Source organism: Vibrio sp., from assembly GCF_038138445.1.
Classification (GTDB): domain Bacteria; phylum Pseudomonadota; class Gammaproteobacteria; order Enterobacterales; family Vibrionaceae; genus Vibrio.
In genome coordinates this window covers 22,769-41,987 of record NZ_JAYQDQ010000030.1, presented here as the reverse complement: position 1 = coordinate 41,987, position 19,219 = coordinate 22,769, and the positions used below count along the sequence as shown (strand labels likewise).

General features: G+C 45.3%; 23 protein-coding genes. 12 read left to right on the top strand and 11 right to left on the bottom strand.

Annotated elements, in window-relative coordinates:
* Positions 1-58 precede the first annotated feature (58 nt).
* Positions 59-586 carry a Kiwa anti-phage protein KwaB-like domain-containing protein gene (locus AAFM34_RS10155; RefSeq protein WP_114786858.1) on the top strand — a complete coding sequence of 176 codons (528 nt, stop codon included), beginning with the start codon at positions 59-61 and terminating at the stop codon, positions 584-586.
* Between the two features lie 227 nt (positions 587-813).
* Here AAFM34_RS10155 and nth read toward each other — a convergent pair whose 3' ends face one another.
* The 11 genes from nth to flgA all read right to left on the bottom strand — a co-directional run bounded on the left by nth (position 814) and on the right by flgA (position 10,184).
* Positions 814-1,464, bottom strand: a complete 651-nt coding sequence (nth, locus tag AAFM34_RS10150; RefSeq protein ID WP_341662447.1) for an endonuclease III — start codon at positions 1,462-1,464, stop codon at positions 814-816.
* A gap of 33 nt (positions 1,465-1,497) precedes the next feature.
* Entirely contained in the window at positions 1,498-2,190 is a 693-nt protein-coding gene (locus tag AAFM34_RS10145; RefSeq protein ID WP_341662445.1) for an electron transport complex subunit E, read from the bottom strand.
* A gap of 1 nt (position 2,191) precedes the next feature.
* Complete coding sequence (gene rsxG, locus AAFM34_RS10140; RefSeq protein WP_341662444.1) at positions 2,192-2,818, bottom strand: electron transport complex subunit RsxG; 627 nt, start codon at positions 2,816-2,818, stop codon at positions 2,192-2,194.
* An 8-nt stretch (positions 2,819-2,826) separates the two neighbouring features.
* Positions 2,827-3,873, bottom strand: coding sequence for an electron transport complex subunit RsxD (gene rsxD, locus AAFM34_RS10135; RefSeq protein ID WP_341662442.1), 1,047 nt, complete (start codon positions 3,871-3,873; stop codon positions 2,827-2,829).
* The gene (gene rsxC, locus AAFM34_RS10130; RefSeq protein WP_341662440.1) at positions 3,873-6,380 is read right to left on the bottom strand and encodes an electron transport complex subunit RsxC; all 2,508 of its coding nucleotides are present in this window, start codon (positions 6,378-6,380) and stop codon (positions 3,873-3,875) included. Before rsxC ends, rsxD begins: the two co-directional genes overlap by 1 nt.
* A gap of 8 nt (positions 6,381-6,388) precedes the next feature.
* Positions 6,389-6,973 carry an electron transport complex subunit RsxB gene (rsxB, locus tag AAFM34_RS10125; protein ID WP_341662438.1) on the bottom strand — a complete coding sequence of 195 codons (585 nt, stop codon included), beginning with the start codon at positions 6,971-6,973 and terminating at the stop codon, positions 6,389-6,391.
* The gene (gene rsxA / locus AAFM34_RS10120; RefSeq protein ID WP_114786865.1) at positions 6,973-7,554 is read right to left on the bottom strand and encodes an electron transport complex subunit RsxA; all 582 of its coding nucleotides are present in this window, start codon (positions 7,552-7,554) and stop codon (positions 6,973-6,975) included. Before rsxA ends, rsxB begins: the two co-directional genes overlap by 1 nt.
* A gap of 254 nt (positions 7,555-7,808) precedes the next feature.
* Positions 7,809-8,489, bottom strand: a complete 681-nt coding sequence (locus AAFM34_RS10115; protein WP_341662436.1) for a lytic transglycosylase domain-containing protein — start codon at positions 8,487-8,489, stop codon at positions 7,809-7,811.
* A 7-nt stretch (positions 8,490-8,496) separates the two neighbouring features.
* A complete protein-coding gene (locus tag AAFM34_RS10110; RefSeq protein WP_341662433.1) occupies positions 8,497-8,937 on the bottom strand; it encodes a flagellar protein FlgN in 441 nt (146 codons plus the stop codon).
* 20 nt (positions 8,938-8,957) lie between these two features.
* Complete coding sequence (gene flgM, locus AAFM34_RS10105; RefSeq protein WP_341662431.1) at positions 8,958-9,239, bottom strand: flagellar biosynthesis anti-sigma factor FlgM; 282 nt, start codon at positions 9,237-9,239, stop codon at positions 8,958-8,960.
* 147 nt (positions 9,240-9,386) lie between these two features.
* Positions 9,387-10,184, bottom strand: a complete 798-nt coding sequence (gene flgA, locus AAFM34_RS10100; RefSeq protein ID WP_341662430.1) for a flagellar basal body P-ring formation chaperone FlgA — start codon at positions 10,182-10,184, stop codon at positions 9,387-9,389.
* A gap of 79 nt (positions 10,185-10,263) precedes the next feature.
* Between flgA and flgB the strand changes: the two genes are divergently transcribed.
* The 11 genes from flgB to flgL are packed head-to-tail and all read left to right on the top strand — an operon-like array spanning position 10,264 to position 19,213.
* Entirely contained in the window at positions 10,264-10,626 is a 363-nt protein-coding gene (gene flgB, locus AAFM34_RS10095) for a flagellar basal body rod protein FlgB (protein ID WP_341662428.1), read from the top strand.
* A gap of 2 nt (positions 10,627-10,628) precedes the next feature.
* Positions 10,629-11,063 (top strand): flagellar basal body rod protein FlgC, encoded by a 435-nt coding sequence (flgC, locus tag AAFM34_RS10090; RefSeq protein WP_341662426.1) that lies wholly within the window; start codon positions 10,629-10,631, stop codon positions 11,061-11,063.
* On the top strand, positions 11,063-11,743 hold the full coding sequence (flgD, locus tag AAFM34_RS10085; RefSeq protein ID WP_341662424.1) for a flagellar hook assembly protein FlgD: 681 nt from the start codon (positions 11,063-11,065) through the stop codon (positions 11,741-11,743). Before flgC ends, flgD begins: the two co-directional genes overlap by 1 nt.
* Positions 11,744-11,768: 25 nt before the next feature.
* A complete protein-coding gene (flgE, locus tag AAFM34_RS10080; protein WP_341662421.1) occupies positions 11,769-12,965 on the top strand; it encodes a flagellar hook protein FlgE in 1,197 nt (398 codons plus the stop codon).
* A gap of 11 nt (positions 12,966-12,976) precedes the next feature.
* Complete coding sequence (flgF, locus tag AAFM34_RS10075; protein ID WP_341662419.1) at positions 12,977-13,708, top strand: flagellar basal-body rod protein FlgF; 732 nt, start codon at positions 12,977-12,979, stop codon at positions 13,706-13,708.
* Between the two features lie 21 nt (positions 13,709-13,729).
* Positions 13,730-14,515 carry a flagellar basal-body rod protein FlgG gene (flgG, locus tag AAFM34_RS10070; RefSeq protein WP_341662417.1) on the top strand — a complete coding sequence of 262 codons (786 nt, stop codon included), beginning with the start codon at positions 13,730-13,732 and terminating at the stop codon, positions 14,513-14,515.
* A 28-nt stretch (positions 14,516-14,543) separates the two neighbouring features.
* Positions 14,544-15,212 carry a flagellar basal body L-ring protein FlgH gene (gene flgH, locus AAFM34_RS10065; protein ID WP_341662415.1) on the top strand — a complete coding sequence of 223 codons (669 nt, stop codon included), beginning with the start codon at positions 14,544-14,546 and terminating at the stop codon, positions 15,210-15,212.
* 47 nt (positions 15,213-15,259) lie between these two features.
* Positions 15,260-16,372, top strand: a complete 1,113-nt coding sequence (locus tag AAFM34_RS10060; RefSeq protein WP_371833268.1) for a flagellar basal body P-ring protein FlgI — start codon at positions 15,260-15,262, stop codon at positions 16,370-16,372.
* Between the two features lie 9 nt (positions 16,373-16,381).
* The gene (locus tag AAFM34_RS10055) at positions 16,382-16,927 is read left to right on the top strand and encodes a rod-binding protein (RefSeq protein ID WP_341662414.1); all 546 of its coding nucleotides are present in this window, start codon (positions 16,382-16,384) and stop codon (positions 16,925-16,927) included.
* Positions 16,928-18,301: a flagellar hook-associated protein FlgK gene (flgK, locus tag AAFM34_RS10050; RefSeq protein ID WP_341662412.1), complete on the top strand. Its 1,374-nt coding sequence runs from the start codon at positions 16,928-16,930 to the stop codon at positions 18,299-18,301.
* A gap of 15 nt (positions 18,302-18,316) precedes the next feature.
* Positions 18,317-19,213, top strand: a complete 897-nt coding sequence (gene flgL / locus AAFM34_RS10045; RefSeq protein ID WP_341662410.1) for a flagellar hook-associated protein FlgL — start codon at positions 18,317-18,319, stop codon at positions 19,211-19,213.
* Positions 19,214-19,219: the final 6 nt, after the last annotated feature.

The window sequence follows — 19,219 nt, the reverse complement described above, 5'->3', positions numbered from 1 at the left end:
TTGATTAACATTGATTGTCTCTCAATTAAGTGTCCTGTTTCATTAGACCAGTACATACATTGCCACTCCAGGAAAGACGATTTTCCTTACCACACATGAGTCAAGGGTTGTAAGGCTGACACATGACGTTCTTCGTTTAGGCAATAGGTTCGTTTTTGCCAAAATTGGAGATGATTACTTAATTGAAAATGTAAACGTATTAGAAAAAGAATTCGGTTTTGACAAGATTATTCACAGCAAAGCCGTGCAATATTGTGCAACTATTGAAGAAAAATCTATTGTTAATGATTTAACCAAGTTTAAATCTCAACTGAACAATGATACGTCATTTGCCAGAAAGCTTGTGAAAGTATGTAAGGGATCTGCTGTTATTGAAAAAGAGATTGCCAACGATACAATTATTAAATTTGCAATGAGCAAGGTGTATTACCAAGAAAAACTGAAATTAACGGAAGACGAAAGCCAGTTTGATTTAGGTAGTATCAATCGTTGTCGACATTTTCTCACTCTACTTGATGATGAGTTTGTTAAGTCGGAATTGACTCAACAAGAATACATATCTAAAGCAAAGGATAGAGCTTCTTAGGTTAATACGCCAATTTGTGAGATCATTTGAAACTGAATAGATATGTAAGTTGCTAAAGATTCAATACCATTAAAACCCAGTGTTATATCGATCGTATTAGATCTAGTTGAGCTACTAGAACAAAACTAATACTGTTAAGATGAGCTAACAAGTTGTGTGGATACAGCTTGCAGCTCAAATGATAACTTAACCAGATAGATAGCTGTTTATGATTCTTACATTGACAACTATTTACCTTTTTTGCGCTTATCTGGAAAATCTTTAAACTCACATAAGTCTTCTATAATACAGCTCCCACAGCGAGGCTTTCTTGCCACACATGTGTATCTGCCATGAAGAATTAACCAGTGGTGTACGTCGAGTTTAAATTCTTTGGGCACAACCTTAAGTAGCTTTTCTTCTACTTGGTCAACGTTTTTTCCCATGGCAAACTTGGTGCGGTTTGATACGCGAAAAATATGAGTATCGACAGCGATGGTTGGCCAACCAAAGGCTGTGTTCAATACAACATTAGCGGTCTTACGTCCGACACCGGGTAGAGCTTCAAGAGCAGCGCGGTCTTCGGGGACTTGTCCATCATGCTTATCAAGCAGGATACGACATGTCTTAATCACGTTTTCAGCTTTTGAATTAAACAAACCTATGGTTTTGATGTATTCCTTTACGCCGTCAACGCCCAAGTCAAAAAGACCTTGCGGAGTATTGGCGACTGGGTACAGTTTATCGGTTGCCTTATTGACACTCACATCCGTCGCTTGGGCTGAGAGAAGTACGGCGATGAGAAGCTCAAATGGTGTACTCCAATTTAATTCAGTCTGCGGATTAGGGTTGTTTTCCCGTAAGCGCTCCAGTATTTGTACTCGTTTTTCTTTGTTCATTTTTGTGCTGTTTTCCAGTGTCTCAACCAGATCTTACTGGTTGGTAACGCGAGCTCGTTCTATTGTTGGTTTTTGTTCTTTTGGTTGACGAGCTTTTTGTTGTGCATCGATGACGTTTTTTAACGCGATAAGTAATCCCACCCCAATAAAGGCGCCGGGTGGCAGTAGGGCAAGTAAGAAACTGCTCTCAAAGTGGAAAATTTCAATTCTTAATACGGTCGCCCAGCTGCCAAGTAGTAAGTCTGCGCCGTCGAATAATGTGCCATTGCCGATTATCTCGCGCATGGCTCCCAACACAACCAGAACGCTAGTCATGCCTAGTCCCATCCAAAAACCATCTTGGGCCGCAGGAAGGACATCATTTTTCGATGCAAAAGCTTCAGCACGGCCAATAATAATACAGTTGGTCACAATCAAAGGAATGAAAATGCCAAGAGATAGGTAGAGTCCATAAGCGTAGGCGTTCATCAGTAACTGCACGCAAGTCACTAGCGCGGCAATAATCATAACAAATATAGGAATACGGACTTCGCTTGGCACGTGAGAGCGCACTAAAGAGACAATCACATTTGAGCCGACTAACACCAGCAAGGTGGCAATACCAAGGCCAAGTGCATTAGTCACAGTCGACGATACAGCAAGTAGAGGACATAAACCAAGCAACTGAACCAATGCTGGGTTGTTATCCCACATACCATTTTTGATTAATGTTTTATGATCGCTCATTCTAGTCTCCACAATTTCGTGGCTGGTTTTCAATCTCATCACTATGGGCGTTGACAAACTGAACAGCTTTTTTCACCGCTTTGACTACAGCTCTTGGCGTTATAGTTGCGCCTGTGAATTGATCAAATTGCCCGCCATCTTTGCGCACTTTCCATTGGCCTTCATTGTCCTCGGTAACACTTTTATCGCTAAAGCTTAGGATCCAGTCTGTAATGCGTAAATCAATCTTGTCTCCAAGCCCCGGTGTTTCCTGATGGTTTAACACCCGAGTACCTAAAATAGTACCGTTTTGGTCAATACCAACGATAATTTTGATCGCGCCGCTGTAGCCGTCGGGTGCAATAGCTTCAATGGCAACAGCGGTAGGTTTTCCATCCTTAGTTGCTATATAGACAGGCATATCCGTATCAGTGCCAAGGTCTGGATGATTAACTAAGGTACAGGATTGATACAGGCTGTTATCGTGCATGTCCTCAGGGATGACTTGGTTGAGCACGGACAGAAGCTGAGCCTGTTCTTGCTGGCTTATCTGATCTTTAGTCAAATAGTGGGTGAGGGCGACAACCCCAGTTGAGGCACAAGCAAAAAGAGCGAGTACGAGTCCATTTTTACGAATAGCGTTTAACATCTTGCTCCTCAGTGTCCGTAGGTTCGTGGCTTAGTGTAGTAGTCGATAAGCGGGACACACATGTTGCCAAGCAATACCGCGAAGGCAACGCCGTCTGGAAAACCACCCCAAGTTCGTATGATAAAGACCATGGCACCGATAAAAGCGCCGAAAATAAGACGACCTTTGACTGTGGTTGAGGCAGAGACAGGATCAGTGGCGATAAAAAATGCGCCTAACATGGTTGCGCCAGACAATATATGAATGCTTGGCGATGCGGTTTCTCCCGGAGTAAATAAGCTGAATAAGGTACTAATAATCAATAAGCTGGTTATAAAGCTTACTGGTATGTGCCAATTAATGACTCTCAGCTTTATCAGCAATAAACCGCCTGCTAAATAGGCGAGGTTAACCCACTCCCAGCCCAAGCCAGCTAAGCCACTAAACTGTGGCTGAGATAGAGCTTCTGCAGCAGTATTGCCTGAATGTAGTGCGGTTTTAAACGCATCTAGCGGAGTAGCCATGGTTAGGCCATCTATACCTGTACGCACTTGCTGAAGGGAGAGTCCATCCAGATTGAAACCAGTAAAAATAAGCGATAAAGCATCACTAAACGGAATGGGTGAAGGTTGCAATTCTGTTGGCGCTATCCAACTGGTCATTTGTACTGGAAAGGAGATCAGCAAAACTACATAGGCAACCATTGCTGGGTTGAATAAGTTCTGCCCAATCCCTCCATAGAGGTGCTTAGCAACCACGATCGCGAAGACAAGACCTATGGCGACAACCCACCAAGGTGAGAGTGGTGGGATTGCAATAGCAAGTAACCACGCTGTGACAATCGCGCTGTTATCACGCAGCGCTGACATAGGTGGACGCTTACGCAGCTTCATCACACCAGCTTCAAGTGCCAAGCCTAGCAAGATAGCAAAAACGAGTTGAATTATGGTGCCCCAGCCAAAGAAGTAGGTTTGAGCAAACAAGCCGGGCAAGGCGCACAAGGCGACCCATTGCATAAGATCGGGTGTGCTCCTACGGCTATGAGCATGGGGTGAGCTGGCAATAAAAAAGGCCACTACTCGTCCTCCTCAAGTTTGTTGTTCTGTTGGTTTTGTGCTTTGCGCGCTTTGGCTCTGGCAATCGCGGCAGCGACAGCAGCTTTTTTGGGATCGTCTTCAGAAGGTTCAGGTTCTGATTCAGATGGCTCAGCGGCTTTCGCTTGCTCAGCTTTGCGCGCTTTTGCTCTGGCGATGGCGGCAGCGACCGCAGCTTTTTTCGGATCGTCTTCAGAAGGTGCAGGTTCTGATTTAGATGGCTCAGCGGCTTTTGTTTGCTCTTCTTTACGCGCTTTTGCTCTGGCAATGGCGGCAGCGACAGCAGCTTTTTTCGGATCGTCTGCAGAAGGTGCTGATTCTGACTCGGATGGCTCTGCGTCTTTTGCTTGCTCGGCTTTGCGCGCTTTGGCTCTGGCGATGGCGGCAGCGACCGCGGCTTTTTTCGGATCGTCTGCAGAAGGTGCTGATTCTGACTCGGATGGCTCTGCGTCTTTTGCTTGCTCGGCTTTGCGCGCTTTGGCTCTGGCGATGGCGGCAGCGACCGCGGCTTTTTTCGGATCGTCTGCAGAAGGTGCTGATTCTGACTCGGATGACTCTGCGGCTTTTACTTGCTCAGCTTTGCGCGCTTTAGCTCTGGCAATGGCGGCCGCGACCGCGGCTTTTTTCGGATCGTCTTCAGACGATGCAGTTTCTGATTCGGATGGCTCAGCGGCTTTTACTTGCTCAGCTTTGCGCGCTTTAGCTCTGGCGATGGCGGCAGCGACCGCAGCTTTTTTCGGATCACTCTCGTCAGATTCGGAATTAACTTCCGTTTCTGCTGCTTTATTGGCTTTATTTTCACGGGCCAAACGCTTGCGCTCTTCACGAAGTTTACTCATTTCAGAGTTATCAGGCTCAGCAAGTCCCGCTTCTTTTGCGGCTGCTTGTTTTGCTTTCGCTTTGGCAATCGCTGCTGCTACAGCGGGTTTAACTTTTGGCTCATCCGATGCTGAATCTGATTTCTTTGCTTTGACGCGAGCAATCGCAGCGGTAATCGCATCTTCACCGTCAGGAGTCTTAACCTCTTTACGCCTGTTCTCTGCGGCTTTCTTAAATCGGTTCTCTCGTTCAATCTTATCGCGCTCTAAACGGCTCTTTCTTTCTTCAAAGCGAACTTTCGCCCGTTCAGCGGCTTGGGCCTCTTCTTTACGAGTGCGGATTTCTGCTTTGGATTGTCGATAATATTGCACTAGTGGAATTTCACTTGGACAGACAAACGCACAAGCACCACATTCAATACAGTCTTTAAGGTTGAGGTCTTCACACTTTTCATACTCTTCGGCTTTAGAGTGCCAATAGAGCTGTTGAGGCAATAAGGAGGCAGGGCAAGCTTCGGCACATTGACCACATCGAATGCATGACATTTCGTGTTGGTTTGGAGAAATCTCTTTCACCGTAGGAGCCAAAATACAGTTTGCCGTTTTGGTTATCGGCACATTCGCGTGAGGCAGAGTAAAACCCATCATAGGACCGCCCATAATAAGGCGAGGTAATTTTTTGTCTGCTTTATATCCAAACTCATCTAGCAGAGCTTGGACAGGAGTACCGATAAGCGCCTTAACATTTCTTGGTTGTTTGAAAGTATTGCCAGTCAAGGTAACAATGCGTTCAACCAAGGGTTCACCGTCACAGACGGCTCGTTTAATGGCTTGAAGCGACCCAACATTTTGTACTAACAAGCCAATATCAGCAGGAATGCCATTAGCGGGGACTTCTTTATTGGTGAGTAGTTTTATCAGCTGCTTTTCACCACCAGAAGGGTATTTGGTTGGCACAACGCGTATAACGATGTCTTTATGCTGGGCGGCTTTTTCAAGGGCTTTAATCGCGGCTGGCTTATTATCCTCAATGCCGATGATAGTGAGTTTAGGTTTGAGAATATGCTCAACAATATCGATGCCCTTGATGACTTCATCAGCATGAGTTTGCATTAGCATGTCATCGGCTGTGATATAAGGCTCACATTCGGCGGCATTGACGATAAGTATCTCTGTTCGGGCAAGTCCGGACTGAATTTTTTTCGCGGTTGGAAAACCCGCGCCGCCCATGCCTGAAATACCCGCTTGGCGGATTACTTCGATCAGTTCATCGGGTGTGCAATCGGTAAAATCCTTGGTCTTTTGTCGTTCGATCCAGCGGTCTTCACCATCAGGCTCAATCACGATGCACATTTCAGACAAACCTGAGGGATGAGCAATAGTGCGTGGCTCTATTACCGAGATAACACCTGAGGTTGGCGCGTGAACTGGCAGCATAAAGCTGGTGTCATATTTGGTGAGAGCTTGCCCTTTGAGGACTTTGTCCCCTTGACTGACGATCAGGTGGCCAGGCTTACCAATGTGCTGTTTAATCGGTAAGATGATTTCCTTTGGAATACTTGCTGGTGCAATGGACTCTTTTATCGATTGGGCTTTGTTTTCTGGTGGATGTATCCCACCGGGGAAGTCCCATAATGCACCAGATTTAATTTGTTTGATTAGTGACAACATACCAGCCCTTAATTCACACTATTCTGCGTGTTAGCAGAATCGGTAATATCGACAACAGGAATGGCGTTGAGTTGCCATTTCCAATTCGCTGTAGTGGTCTCTACAGGAATCATTTCAATACAATCTGTTGGGCAGGGAGCTACACAAAGATCACAGCCTGTACATTCATCTTTAATGACAGTATGCAGGGCTTTAGTACCACCAACGATGGCGTCCACTGGGCAGGCTTGGATGCACTTGGTGCAGCCAATACACATGTCTTCGTGAATAAAGGCGACGGTTTTTACGTTGTCTTCCAAGTCATGGGCAGAATCTGTGGCTTCTACACCCATCAGATCCGCCAACTTTTCAATCGTTGCTTGTCCTCCCGGTGGGCATTTGTTGATCGCATCACCGCCTGCAATGGCTTCAGCGTATGGACGGCACCCTGGGTAGCCACATTGACCACATTGAGTTTGAGGGAGTATCTCATCGATCTGATCGACAATAGGATCGGCATCCACTTTAAAGCGGATCGAAGCAAAGCCTAATATAGCACCAAAAACAGCGGCGAGTGCTGCAAGTACTAACACAGCAATCATGATAGCACTCATTATAATTTCACCAATCCAGTGAAGCCCATAAAGGCAAGAGACATAAGGCCTGCGGTGATCATAGCAATGGACGCACCTTTAAATGGCACTGGAACGTCAGCTGCTGTAATACGTTCACGCATAGAGGCAAAAAGTATCAAGACTAATGAAAAGCCAACCGCAGCGCCAAACCCATAGATAATAGACTCAATGAAATTATGATTTTCGTTGATGTTGAGTAGAGCAACACCTAGTACAGCGCAGTTTGTGGTAATAAGCGGCAGGAAAATGCCAAGTAAGCGATAGAGAGTTGGACTGGTTTTATGCACCACCATTTCGGTAAATTGCACCACAACCGCGATAACTAAAATAAAGCTCATGGTACGAAGATATTCAATGCCCAAAGGCATGAGAATATAGCTTTCTACGAGATAAGAGCATACGGACGCTAAGGTTAGGACAAAAGTTGTCGCTAGCCCCATGCCTATTGCTGTTTCCAGTTTCTTTGAGACGCCCATAAAAGGACATAGCCCCAAAAACTTTACCAGTACAAAATTGTTAACCAGCACAGTGCCGACCAACAACAAAACATATTCGGTCATAATTATATTTTAAGAGATTCCGATCCCGATATTATCCTGCTTTGCTGAGTCAATAACAACCAAGGAAAGCTAGGGTTTTGTATTGTTGAATAAAAATTATACGGGATCTTACTGGTTTTGGTGGCAAATTCTAGGTCAATGGCTCCTTCTTACCCCAAATCTCTTTTTTGAAAGAACCAAAGGATCTCAAAACACTATTTTTATATCGGTAGAGAATATTAAGAATAACGTCAATGTAATCAGGGGAGTCAGGTCTAGAGTTTCACGAGTGGTGGGAGAGGGGTAAGATCAATCAAAGGCAGAGAGCTTTGGTGGCCAAACAAATAAAAGCGCTTAGAGTTTTGCAATAATTTTTCCGCCGATATGAGCTTTTGCAGTGCATAAAAGCGATGTACGTAGCGACGGGTTTCTTCGGGTAACCTAAGTTTGGAAAACTCTCTACTCTTAGCCTTGCTAATCGCTCTTGCGACACGTCCTTCTCCTGAATTATAGGCTGCCAGTGTAAGAGCTAAATCATTAAATTTAAGATAAAGAAATTGCAGGTAAGAAATCGCAGCGTTTGTACTCGCCTCGACATCAAATCTCTGATCGTTTGAATCGCTGACGTGAAGTCCAAAACGCTTTGCCGTATCAGGCATCAACTGCCACAGTCCAGCTGCTTTCGCATGAGAGACTGCGAAAGGATCATAAGAAGACTCTAGCATTGGAATAAGAATAAACTCTTTGGGGAGTGAGCTTTGTGCCAATTTGGTAGCAATGTTATGTATTAGGTCTTGATTGCTTTTTAGACGCTTTTCTATTTGAGTTTGATAGGGCAATAATACTTGTGACTGAGCCGCAATGCCTGATGCTAATGATGAGGCCTTGGTATAATTTGGAGTAAAGTAACTTGTCACCAGCAATATAGCGAGCAATTGAATGCTAGCTCTTCCCATGTATGAGTTATCCTAATGGTTGCTCGGTATAGGTATGTTGCTGAGGGTTTGTCAGTGACGCTACCAGCTCATGAAAACTGGCACTTGTTTGACCATTTTCTTGGTTGAGTACTTGGCAGCGTTTGATTAATGTTTCTAGCTCTAGCCATAGAGCTTGTAGTTTTTCTGCCGCAGTAGGAGGGAGAGCAGAGAAAAATCGTTCCACTCCTTGTTTGTCCGTCGGTAGCTGGAAAGTCGCCATTATTTGGCTGCGCTGATGGGCGTGCTGACGCAGCAGGGTAAGTAAAGGTTGCTGCTGAGCGGTATTACGTTCAAGTTTGTCAGCATCAAAATGAAGGTAAAGAGACTTTTGCTGTTTGAGCAGTGTTTCGAGTTTTTGGTACGACTTGATGTCTTGGACTAATGTATTGAAAAAGCTCTGGATCAAGTGTGAAGTTTTTGATGACATCGTCCTTTCCTCAATCGTGATTAATCGTGGCCAGTATGGAATTCAAGTACGGCTTTGGATAGCGCTTGAGTGTCGAGAGCCAATTCCCCTTTTGCTAACGCATCGCGTACTTTTTCGACTTTAGCCATATCTACGTCGGCTAGTAACTGCATCTCTGCCTGTGCTTGTTCAATTGCCGTTACATTAATGTCTAACTGAGGCTGAGAATTTGGTTTTGCCTTAGTTGACTCTAGCGCTTTTTTTGGGGCTTGATCTAAGCGGCTTTGGGTGACATGCCCCCCTGAAACTTTGTCAATTTTCATCAATTGAATCCTTATTTGTCATGGTTACAGATACACTGCGACCATAGCACGCTGACAATTAAGCCTGATTGGTACTTTTTTATAACTACCTAAATCAGGGCATTTGGCGATAGGCAAACTCAAAAAATGATAACCTCAGTCCAAAAATTAAAACTGAGTTTCTACTTGGTTAAGCCCAACTACCACCGCTTTAATTTCTTTACCTGAAGAGAGGTTCTTAACATCGATTTGTTGCCCTAAGGTGCCTTCCTCTTGCGCGACCCCTTTGGTTGTTGCCATAAAGCCGTCTTTGCTAGCTTTAATGATCACCTGATTGCCTTTTTCGACCAATGGTGGGGATTTTAATTGGCGAGCATCTAATACTTGACCAGAACGGATGCGCCTGAGTGTCATTTTTCCTACCGCTTGCCCAGTATGGGTTAAAAAGTCTTGCTCTTTGCTTAGTGTGCGCCATTCAAGTTTTACATTGTTTGCTGCTATGGTTTGCTGGCGACCAATGCCGGTATTGGTCACCACCACATTGAGACCTAACTTTGATTTGATGGTGACATTGATTCGCCAGTCAGAAGTAGTTGATTGGCAACTTACCGAGCGCTTTAGAGTACCAACTGGAAGCGTTTTGCTATCTGAACCCGTAACAGTGAGGGGGACAGGGCAACTTGGCAAATGCTCAGCCGAAGCGGGTATGCGAATCTGATAGTTAACAATGTGCTTACCCCAATGACGAGCTAGGGCTTGATTATTAACTTGTGTTTTGAACTCTGTTTCTATTGCTTGATAAATCGCTTGATAACTCGGGCTGTGTTCAGTTGCCCAAGCAGCATTAGATAGCAGGGATAAACCCAGCCAAATTATTGGTGATAGAGGGGAAAAAATCCTATTTCCTCCGCTTTTTAACCCTTCCGTAATCCGGAAGTGACACTTCCTTTTTGTATTGTAAGTCATTGTTATTGCTTGTTTATTTTTATGGCACGCATTTTGTTTTAGTTAAGCCTATCTGAGCCGACAGCATAAGGAAACAGACATGGCTATTTCATTTGATAATGCGTTAGGAGTCCACCCTGATGCTCTGAACTTTCGAGTTCAGCGTACCAAAGTACTGGCCAGCAACCTAGCAAATGTTGATACACCGGGATATTTGTCTCGAGATCTTAGCTTTACCACTGTGATGGACAGTATGTCATCAACTGGAGTAAGCCCTAAGAGCCCTAAGTTACTGGTGTCTTCCATGTACTCAATCCCTTACCAAAACAGCAAAAATGGCAACACGGTTGAGCTGGGAGTTGAGCAAGGGAAATTCGCCCAAAACAACATGGATTTTCAGACCAGTCTGACATTTCTCAATATGAAATTCTCAGGACTCGCCAAAGCGATAGAAGGACGTTAATTATGTCATTTACCGATATTTATTCGATTGCTGGTTCGGCGATGAATGCTCAAACCGTGAGGTTGAATACGGTCGCCAGCAACCTCGCCAATGCAGATGCAGCCTCAGCGAACGCTGCTGATGCTTACAAAGCACTCAAGCCGGTTTTTGCGACGGTTTATAACAAGACTCAACTCAGTGCCAGCAAGGATGTGTACCCTAATGCAGAAGTACGCATTGTTGATGTCATTCAGAGCTCAGGCCAAGCCGAACAGCGCTTTGAACCAACTAACCCATTAGCCAATGAGCAAGGTTATGTGTATTACCCAGATATTGATGTTGTCGCTGAGATGGCTGACATGATGTCAGCAACGCGCAGTTTTGAAACCAATGTTGAAGTTCTGACCAATGTAAAAAGCATGCAGCAAGGGCTGCTCAAATTAGGGCAGGGCCGCTGATGACAATTGCACCCAATAACGCTTTAGCTTTTGATACGCCAATAGGCACAGCATCTGGTTCCAATGGGATATCAGGCAACCCAAAGGACGCTAACAGCGCGGCATCACTGGAGAATGAGTTTATAAGCTTGATGGTGGCGCAAATCCAAAATCAGGATCCGCTCAACCCACTTGATGGCACAGAGTATGTCAGCCAATTAGCGCAATTTTCTCAAGTTCAAAGCACTGAGAATATGGCATCAATGATGAAAAACAACATGGTATTGCTCGATAACATGCAAGTTTTGTCTACCGCAGGTTTGGTCGGGCAAACCGTCTATGTTTCATCTAATGAGTTTGAGCTATCGGATGGTCAGCAGAGAGGGAAAATTGAACTGCAACACCCGTCAAGTCAGGTTAACTTGGTCATTACTGATGAATTTGGCCAAGTTACTCCTCTGCCATTAGGAGCACGCCCGGCTGGGGATGTCGATTTCTCTATTGATCCGGCCAAGCTCGGACTTAAACCCGGAAAATATACAGTCTCAGTCCAAGTCCAAGATGGCCAATCTAAACCGAATTTGTTGTTAGCTGGTGAGGTTGAACAAGTGAGGATCCCCAGCTCTGGCGGATCTGCACAGGTCAATGTTCACGGTGTTGGCAGTGTACCTTTCTATCAAATCACTCAATTTGGTGCCTAACCAATAAGGAAAACAGAGGTTAATTATGAGTTTTAATATTGCCCTAAGCGGTCTTGATGCGACAAACACAGAGCTAAATACTATCAGCCACAATATCGCTAACGCATCGACTTACGGATTCAAAGGAGCACGCACTGAGTTTGCTGCCGTATACAATGGCATGCAACCTGGCGGGGTTGAAGTTGCAGCCATTTCGCAAAATTTTGATAAAAATGGCTCAGTAACAGGTACTGGCCGAGCCATGGATTTAGCCATTAACGGTGGCGGTTTTTTTGTCACCAAAGATAGTGCAGGCCAGACCCTTTATACGCGTTCAGGCGTATTCAATACCGACAAAGATAATTATGTAATGAGTAATACTGGCGCTAAGCTGCAAGGTTATAGTGTTGATGGCAATAACAACTTGCTCACTGGTGTAACTGGTGACATCAAAATCTCAACGTCATCACTGGCGGCACAAGCGACAAACAAAATGGAGTTCGTGGCTAATTTTGATGCAACCAATGAGGCTATCGATCCTAGTGTTGTTGCTTTTGACTCCGAAAACACCAATTCTTTTCATTCCTCTTATACGACTAAAGTCTTTGATTCTCAGGGTAAGCCACATACGGTAACTCAATACTTTACCAAAACGGGTGATAACTCATGGGAAGTCAATACGCTAGCAGACGGTAACAAGACCCCTATATCATCGATTCCTATGACATTCAGCTCAGATGGCTCGCTAGTTTCACCGGTCAATTCTTACAATGTCTCTTTCCCTGCTGCGGGCGCCAATCCAATCAATATAGAGATTGATTTATCTGGCAGTACTCAATTTGGTACGGAATTTAGCGTTAGTACTAATAACCCTAATGGTTATACCTCAGGAGAGCTTGCTGGTGTACGCGTTGAAGATAATGGCATGGTTTACGCCACCTACACCAATGGTCAATCACAGCTTCAAGGGCAATTAGTATTGGCCGATTTTGCTAACCCGCAAGGATTGTCCAAACTCAGCGGTACTGCTTGGACTCAAAGTTTTAGCTCTGGCGCCCCTGTGATTGGGGTTCCCGGATCAGGTACATTGGGCGATTTGACGCCAGGTGCTCTTGAAGGTTCTAACGTTGATCTAACCAGTGAACTGGTGAATCTGATGACAGCGCAACGTAACTATCAAGCCAATGCAAAGACAATTTCGACTAATGACAAGCTAACCCAAGCTCTATTTAACGCAGTGTAACGGAGTTCAATATGGATAGTTTGTTATTTACCGCCACTTCGGGGGCGAGCCGTGTACTCAAAGCACAACATGTTCGTTCAAATAACTTATCAAACGCGGATACGGCTGGATTTCGTGCAGATATGGAGCGTGTAGCCAGTGTTCCGCTGCAAGGCTCAGGCTTCGATGGCCGCACATTAGCCGTGACTAACTCTGCATCGACTCGATTTGATTCAGGTGATGTGATCAAAACCGGACGAGCTTTGGATGTCGCTGTGATGGGAGAGGGTTATTTAGCGGTACAAACACTACAAGGGCAGGAGGCATACACTCGGGCCGGTAATATCAGAGTGGATCAGGATGGCTCGCTCACTATTAACGGCTTTCCTGTCATTGGCGATGGTGGACCATTGGTACTTCCAGACTATCAAAAAGTTGAGATTAGCGAGCGTGGGCGTATTTCAGTCATTCCACCCGGAGGAGGTGCTGAGCTTGAAGTTGGCACCTTGAAACTGGTTAATCCAGATACCGCCCTGCTTGAAAAGCGCAGTGATAGCCTGCTTCACAGCGTTGATGGTAATCCGTTTGCTCAAGCGGAGACAGTTCAAGTTGCCTCTGAGCATCTAGAAGGAAGTAACGTATCTGCGATTGATGAGCTGCTTAATGTGATGTCATTGACACGCAATTTTGAAATGCAGGTGCGCATGATGAAAACCGCCGAGACACTTGCTCAGGCTGGAAACAAATTAATGTCGTCACGTTAGTGGCGAGACAAGGAGTAGACAATGCATTCAGCGTTATGGGTTAGTAAAACAGGCATGGCAGCGCAAGATACCAAAATGACTGCCATTTCAAATAACTTAGCCAATGTGAACACGGTCGGCTTTAAGCGCGACCGTGTGGTATTTGAAGACTTATTCTATAGCATTCAACGTCAGCCAGGAGCCCTTGTTGACCAAGTTAATCAACTACCAACGGGTGTTCAATTGGGTAGTGGTGTTCGCGTAGTGGGAACACAAAAAGTCTTTACTCAAGGAAATACACAAAACACTAACCAAGAACTGGACTTAGCCGTTATGGGTCAAGGTTTCTTTCAGATTGAAAACACAGATGGCCAAATTATGTATTCACGTAATGGCCAGTTTCATGTCAATTCAGAGGGATTAATGGTCAATAGCCAAGGATTACCTCTTGAGCCTCAGATTCAGATCCCAGAGAACGCATTATCAGTTTCTGTAGGCGTCGATGGCACGGTATCGGCGACCACGACAGATGGCAATGCTCCTGAAAACCTAGGGCAAATTACCTTGGCAAAATTTATCAATCCTGCAGGTCTTGAAGCCATTGGAGGGAACTTGTTCCGTGAGACAGAAGCTAGTGGTCAAGCTGATGAACTGATTGCTGGTGAAGACGGGGTTGGTCATATAAAGCAAGGAGCATTAGAAGGCGCCAATGTGCAGGTGGTCGAAGAGATGGTGGATATGATCACCACTCAGCGCGCCTATGAAATGAATGCCAAAGTCGTTTCTGCTGCTGACGATATGCTCAAGTTCGTTGCTCAGTCTTTGTAATGATTCATTGAAGAAAAAGGAACAAGGAATGCAGGTATTTTTGAGACTCTTGCCGCTTGTCATCCTACTTGCCGGATGTGCTGGTCGTCAGGAATTCACCCCTCCTAAACCCGATGAAGAGAAATATGCTCCTCCAGAGCTGGATTACTCCTTACCTGCTGCAAGTAAGGGCAGTCTTTATCGTCATCAGTACACCATGACCTTGTTTCAAGACAGAAGGGCATATCGAGTTGGCGACATGCTCACTGTCTTACTGTTTGAAGAAACAGAATCAAGCAAGAAAGCGGATACTAAGTACGGCAAGAGTTCCAGTGTAGGTTTTGCAGCACCTACGTTTGGTACTAAAGCGATTGATGAGTTAGCGGCCAGTATAGATGCCGATCGCGGCTTTGATGGCAGTGCTTCAAGCTCTCAAGGCAACAAGCTTGAAGGTGCCATAACCGTAACAGTTCATGAAGTGTTGCCAAATGGTGTGCTGCGTATCAGTGGTGAGAAATGGATTCGTCTTAACCAAGGAGACGAATTTATCCGCCTGACAGGGATGGTGCGTGTCGACGACATTAGCCGAAACAATCAGGTGTCTTCTGCGAGGATTGGTGATGCTCGCATTACCTATTCAGGGCGGGGAGCCTTATCAGACAGCAATGCCCCCGGATGGCTTAGACAGTTCTTTAACAGTCCATGGATGCCGTTTTAATGAAACAAATTATGATTCTATGCATTAATCGCTTGAGTTTACTCAGAATGAGTATGACATTCTCAAGCACTCTAGTGGTTGCACTGTTGGGGGCGATGCTCCCTGCACATGCCGAAGTCAAGATCCCAGTGATGGATTTGGTCGACATTCAGGGTGTTCGTCAAAACCAGCTCGTTGGCTACGGTTTAGTGGTGGGGCTTGATGGTCAAGGCGATCGCAATCAAGTTAAATTCACCTCTCAATCAATAACCAACATGTTACGTCAATTTGGGGTCCAGATTGATGATAATACCAACCCAAAGCTGCGTAATGTCGCCTCTGTCAGTGTGACTGCCACCGTTGAGCCAATGGCTGGGGTTGGACAAGCACTCAATGTTGTCGTGTCGTCGATTGGTGATGCAAAAAGTTTACGTGGCGGAACTTTGCTATTAACTCCACTGCGTGGTATCGATGGTGAAGTTTACGCAGTCGCGCAAGGCAATCTTGTAGTCGGAGGCGTATCTGCAGAAGGTAACAGTGGTTCTAAAGTGGTGGTGAATACACCCACATCAGGCCGTATTCCTGGCGGGGCGATCCTTGAGCGTGAAGTGCCAAGCGATTTTTCCGATAGCGATAATGTGGTTCTTAACCTAAGAAAGCCAAGCTTTACTACCGCTAAGAACATTAGCCGAGAAATTAATAATATATTTGGCCCCAAAGTGGCGGTGGCTGAAAATAATGTTCGTGTAACAGTTAAAGCGCCAAAAGATAGCCAACAGCGCGTGGTTATGATGTCGATGTTGGAAGAGCTCAGTGTCGCTCAGGGGCGTAAGCCTGCTCGAGTGGTGTTTAATTCTCGTACTGGTACCGTCGTGATTGGCAAAAATGTCAAAGTTGGTGAAGCTGCGGTTAGTCATGGCAATTTGACTGTGACGGTTGCTGAGTCTCAACAGGTAAGCCAGCCCAATGCGTTTGCACAAGGCGAGACCCAAGTTGTGGATAATTCACAGTTGGATATCAAAGAAGAACGCGCGCAAATGGTGATTTGGCCCCCTGGCACAGAGCTAAATACCATAGTTAATGCCGTGAACAGCTTGGGCGCTACTCCGACCGACCTTATGTCAATTTTGCAGGCATTACATGAAGCAGGTGCGTTAAACGCTGAGTTAGTAGTGATTTAAGGGGCAGTGATGAAAATAGACGAATTAAACCAAAAATCATCAGTGAGCTCTGTGCTTTATCACGACAACAGTGCCCTTGATCAGATAAAGCAAAACCCCCACTCCCAGCAAGCGTTAGAAAAAGTGGCTGGCCAATTTGAAGCCATGTTTTTGCAAATGGTGCTTCGCCAGATGCGCTCGAGTAGTGATGTATTGGCCGATGAAGACAGTCCTTTTTCTAGCCAACAGCAAGGTGTGTTTCGTGATATGTACGATGGTCAGCTGGCGATAGAAATGGCAAAGAAACAAGGTTCTGGGATTGCAGATATGTTGGTAAAACAGCTGAGTCCTTCTATGTCGGAAGTCGAATTTAAACTTTCGGCAGTTCAAGCACCAGCAAATGACAAAGCGTTAGGGTTGGAAGATAGGTCACAGCATAGACATCAATCAGACCCCCAGCCATCACAATCATTTCACTCTATTGGAGAGTCGGTCGCCTCAGTAAGGCAAGTCTTGAGTGAAGCTAGTGTGACGACAGCATTTGCTCAGCCACTAAATCGTAAGGGAGAACTGTAAATGAACTTGGTCAATATTGCCATGTCTGGTCTGAATTCCAATCGAGTAGCATTGGATGTTACAGCACAAAATGTCTCTAATATAAATACTCCCGGATACAGTCGCCAGCAAGCGTTAATGGCATCAGTAGCTGGTGCAAAGCATGATAATTTTAGTGCGGGTCAAGGTGTCGAAGTGACCAGTATTCGCCGAGTAACCGATGATTTTCTAATCAAACAGACTTGGGCGACGCAAAGCCAGTCAGCTTATGCTTCCCGTTATAGCACTAACATGAGCCAGCTAGAAAATACTCTGGGCGCTGATGGCTTTAGTCTTTCGGCGGGATTAGATACCTTGTTTTCTGCCCTTAATGATGCCACGGTCAAACCTGAGTCTGTTCCTTATCGTCAGCAAATAATTAATGAAGCCGAAGCTCTAGCAAGACGTTTTAACACCCTAACCGAATCTTTGTCTCATCAGCATAAAGACATGAATGATCAGCGCAATGCGGGTATTGCTCATGCGAACAGCTTGATGAGCAATATTGCTGATATCAACAAACAGATTGTTGAAACCAAAGGGACGGGGGGAAATCCTGCCCAATTACTGGATACTCGCGATAACTTAATTGGTGAGCTGTCCAAAGTGGTCACCATAAAAACTACCAATCAAGCCGATGGTAGCCTTCAAGTGACTTTGTCCTCTGGTCAGCCTTTGGTTATGGGAGCGGATGCCGCACAGCTTAAAGCAATGCCTGATCCTAGCGACCCTTATCTAGCTACAGTTCAAGTCGAGTTTGGCGAGCAAAGCTTTGCCACCACAGGGGCGTTAGGTGGTCAAATCGGTGCGCTTTCTGATTATCAAACCGAAGTGCTTAAACCCTATCTTGGCGCGATTGATGATATGGCTAGGTCTTTGGCTGACGAATTTAACGATTTGCTTGTCACGGGCCAAGATCTTAACCGAGATAACGGAAAGCCTTTATTTACTTATGACTCAGCTAATCCAGCGGCAAGCTTAAATATTACTGAGCTTAAACCTGAACAACTTGCTTTATCTGCTGATGGAAATCCAGGCAATGCAGATGTACTCGATAGTCTTATTGCTGTGAGTAATAAAAATGTACCAATAAGTGGCTTTGGTTCAGTTAGCCTCAATGATGCATTTTCTGCCATCGTAGGCGAAACAGCCATTCAAGCTCGTCAGGCGAATGCAGATGATCAAGCCAAACTGGCGATGAAGCAACAAGCTGTTGCTGCACGGGATAATGTCAGTGCAGTAAACAGTGATGAAGAAGCGGCGAATTTGATGACCTTTTCTCATGCTCACCAAGCCAACATGAAAGTGATCAGTACAGCGAATCAGTTGTTTGAAGTAACCCTTAACTTATTTTAATTGCAGGGAATTAAGATGCGAATCAGTGATACTCAATTTAGCCAGATGATGCTGCAAAGTCTGCAACTTAATAATGCAGGTTTGGGCAAGGTAATGCAGCAAATGTCGACTGGCGACCGACTAACTAAGTTGTCCGATGACCCAATGGCCTCAGTTAAACTGCTGAATCTCGATCGTGAAGGTTCTGCGATTAATCAGTACAAAAGCAATATTGCCAATGTCAAAACCGCGCTGACCAGTCAGGAAGTACATTTAGAGTCAGTGAATGAGAGTTTAAAGAGAATGAACGAGCTTGTTCTATGGGGTGCGAATGGTACGCTAACGGACACCGAGCGCACGGGGATGATCACTGAACTAGAAAGTTTGCGCGCATCGGTTGTTTCTTCTTTCAATGCTCAAGATGAAGAGGGGCGTTATCTTTTTTCTGGAACTAAGACGGACATCCCTGCGCTGGCCAATGTTGGCGGAAGTTACTCCATAGAAGGCAACAGTGACAAGCGAGTAGTTACGGTTGCAAAAGGGGTGACGATGGAAGCGAATATGACAGCAGCAGAAATTCTCGATCTCGGCGGTAATCATGTTCTCAATGAGTTGGATGCAGTGATTGCAGAATTCAAGTCACCAAGTGCTGCATTTCGAAGCACGGTTGAGGACGCGTTAATCACGATTGAAAACACGTCAAGTCAGGTTTTAGCAGCGATCACCGAAATGGGTGGTCGTCATAATAATCTTGATCTTATGAATAGTGCGCATGGTGAAAACCAGCTGTTTGTTGATAAGGTAAAAGGGGATTTATCTATGCTCGATTACGGAGAAGCATCTGTGCGTTTGAGTCGTTACATGACGGCACTGCAAGCGACCCAAGCGAGCTATGTAAAAATCGATGGCTTGAACCTTTTTGATCGTATCTAGCGAGAA

Excerpts from the sequence above, each read along its gene's own strand:
- rsxG (WP_341662444.1), bottom strand. The coding sequence starts at position 2,818 with ATGTTAAACGCTATTCGTAAAAATGGACTCGTACTCGCTCTTTTTGCT.
- AAFM34_RS10115 (WP_341662436.1), bottom strand. The coding sequence starts at position 8,489 with ATGGGAAGAGCTAGCATTCAATTGCTCGCTATATTGCTGGTGACAAGT.
- rsxA (WP_114786865.1), bottom strand. The coding sequence starts at position 7,554 with ATGACCGAATATGTTTTGTTGTTGGTCGGCACTGTGCTGGTTAACAAT.
- flgC (WP_341662426.1), top strand. The coding sequence starts at position 10,629 with ATGTCATTTACCGATATTTATTCGATTGCTGGTTCGGCGATGAATGCT.
- flgD (WP_341662424.1), top strand. The coding sequence starts at position 11,063 with ATGACAATTGCACCCAATAACGCTTTAGCTTTTGATACGCCAATAGGC.
- flgK (WP_341662412.1), top strand. The coding sequence starts at position 16,928 with ATGAACTTGGTCAATATTGCCATGTCTGGTCTGAATTCCAATCGAGTA.
- flgF (WP_341662419.1), top strand. The coding sequence starts at position 12,977 with ATGGATAGTTTGTTATTTACCGCCACTTCGGGGGCGAGCCGTGTACTC.
- nth (WP_341662447.1), bottom strand. The coding sequence starts at position 1,464 with ATGAACAAAGAAAAACGAGTACAAATACTGGAGCGCTTACGGGAAAAC.
- flgB (WP_341662428.1), top strand. The coding sequence starts at position 10,264 with ATGGCTATTTCATTTGATAATGCGTTAGGAGTCCACCCTGATGCTCTG.
- flgL (WP_341662410.1), top strand. The coding sequence starts at position 18,317 with ATGCGAATCAGTGATACTCAATTTAGCCAGATGATGCTGCAAAGTCTG.
- AAFM34_RS10055 (WP_341662414.1), top strand. The coding sequence starts at position 16,382 with ATGAAAATAGACGAATTAAACCAAAAATCATCAGTGAGCTCTGTGCTT.
- AAFM34_RS10145 (WP_341662445.1), bottom strand. The coding sequence starts at position 2,190 with ATGAGCGATCATAAAACATTAATCAAAAATGGTATGTGGGATAACAAC.
- flgG (WP_341662417.1), top strand. The coding sequence starts at position 13,730 with ATGCATTCAGCGTTATGGGTTAGTAAAACAGGCATGGCAGCGCAAGAT.
- flgE (WP_341662421.1), top strand. The coding sequence starts at position 11,769 with ATGAGTTTTAATATTGCCCTAAGCGGTCTTGATGCGACAAACACAGAG.
- flgA (WP_341662430.1), bottom strand. The coding sequence starts at position 10,184 with ATGACTTACAATACAAAAAGGAAGTGTCACTTCCGGATTACGGAAGGG.
- rsxB (WP_341662438.1), bottom strand. The coding sequence starts at position 6,973 with ATGAGTGCTATCATGATTGCTGTGTTAGTACTTGCAGCACTCGCCGCT.
- AAFM34_RS10060 (WP_371833268.1), top strand. The coding sequence starts at position 15,260 with ATGAGTATGACATTCTCAAGCACTCTAGTGGTTGCACTGTTGGGGGCG.
- rsxC (WP_341662440.1), bottom strand. The coding sequence starts at position 6,380 with ATGTTGTCACTAATCAAACAAATTAAATCTGGTGCATTATGGGACTTC.
- flgH (WP_341662415.1), top strand. The coding sequence starts at position 14,544 with ATGCAGGTATTTTTGAGACTCTTGCCGCTTGTCATCCTACTTGCCGGA.
- AAFM34_RS10110 (WP_341662433.1), bottom strand. The coding sequence starts at position 8,937 with ATGTCATCAAAAACTTCACACTTGATCCAGAGCTTTTTCAATACATTA.
- flgM (WP_341662431.1), bottom strand. The coding sequence starts at position 9,239 with ATGAAAATTGACAAAGTTTCAGGGGGGCATGTCACCCAAAGCCGCTTA.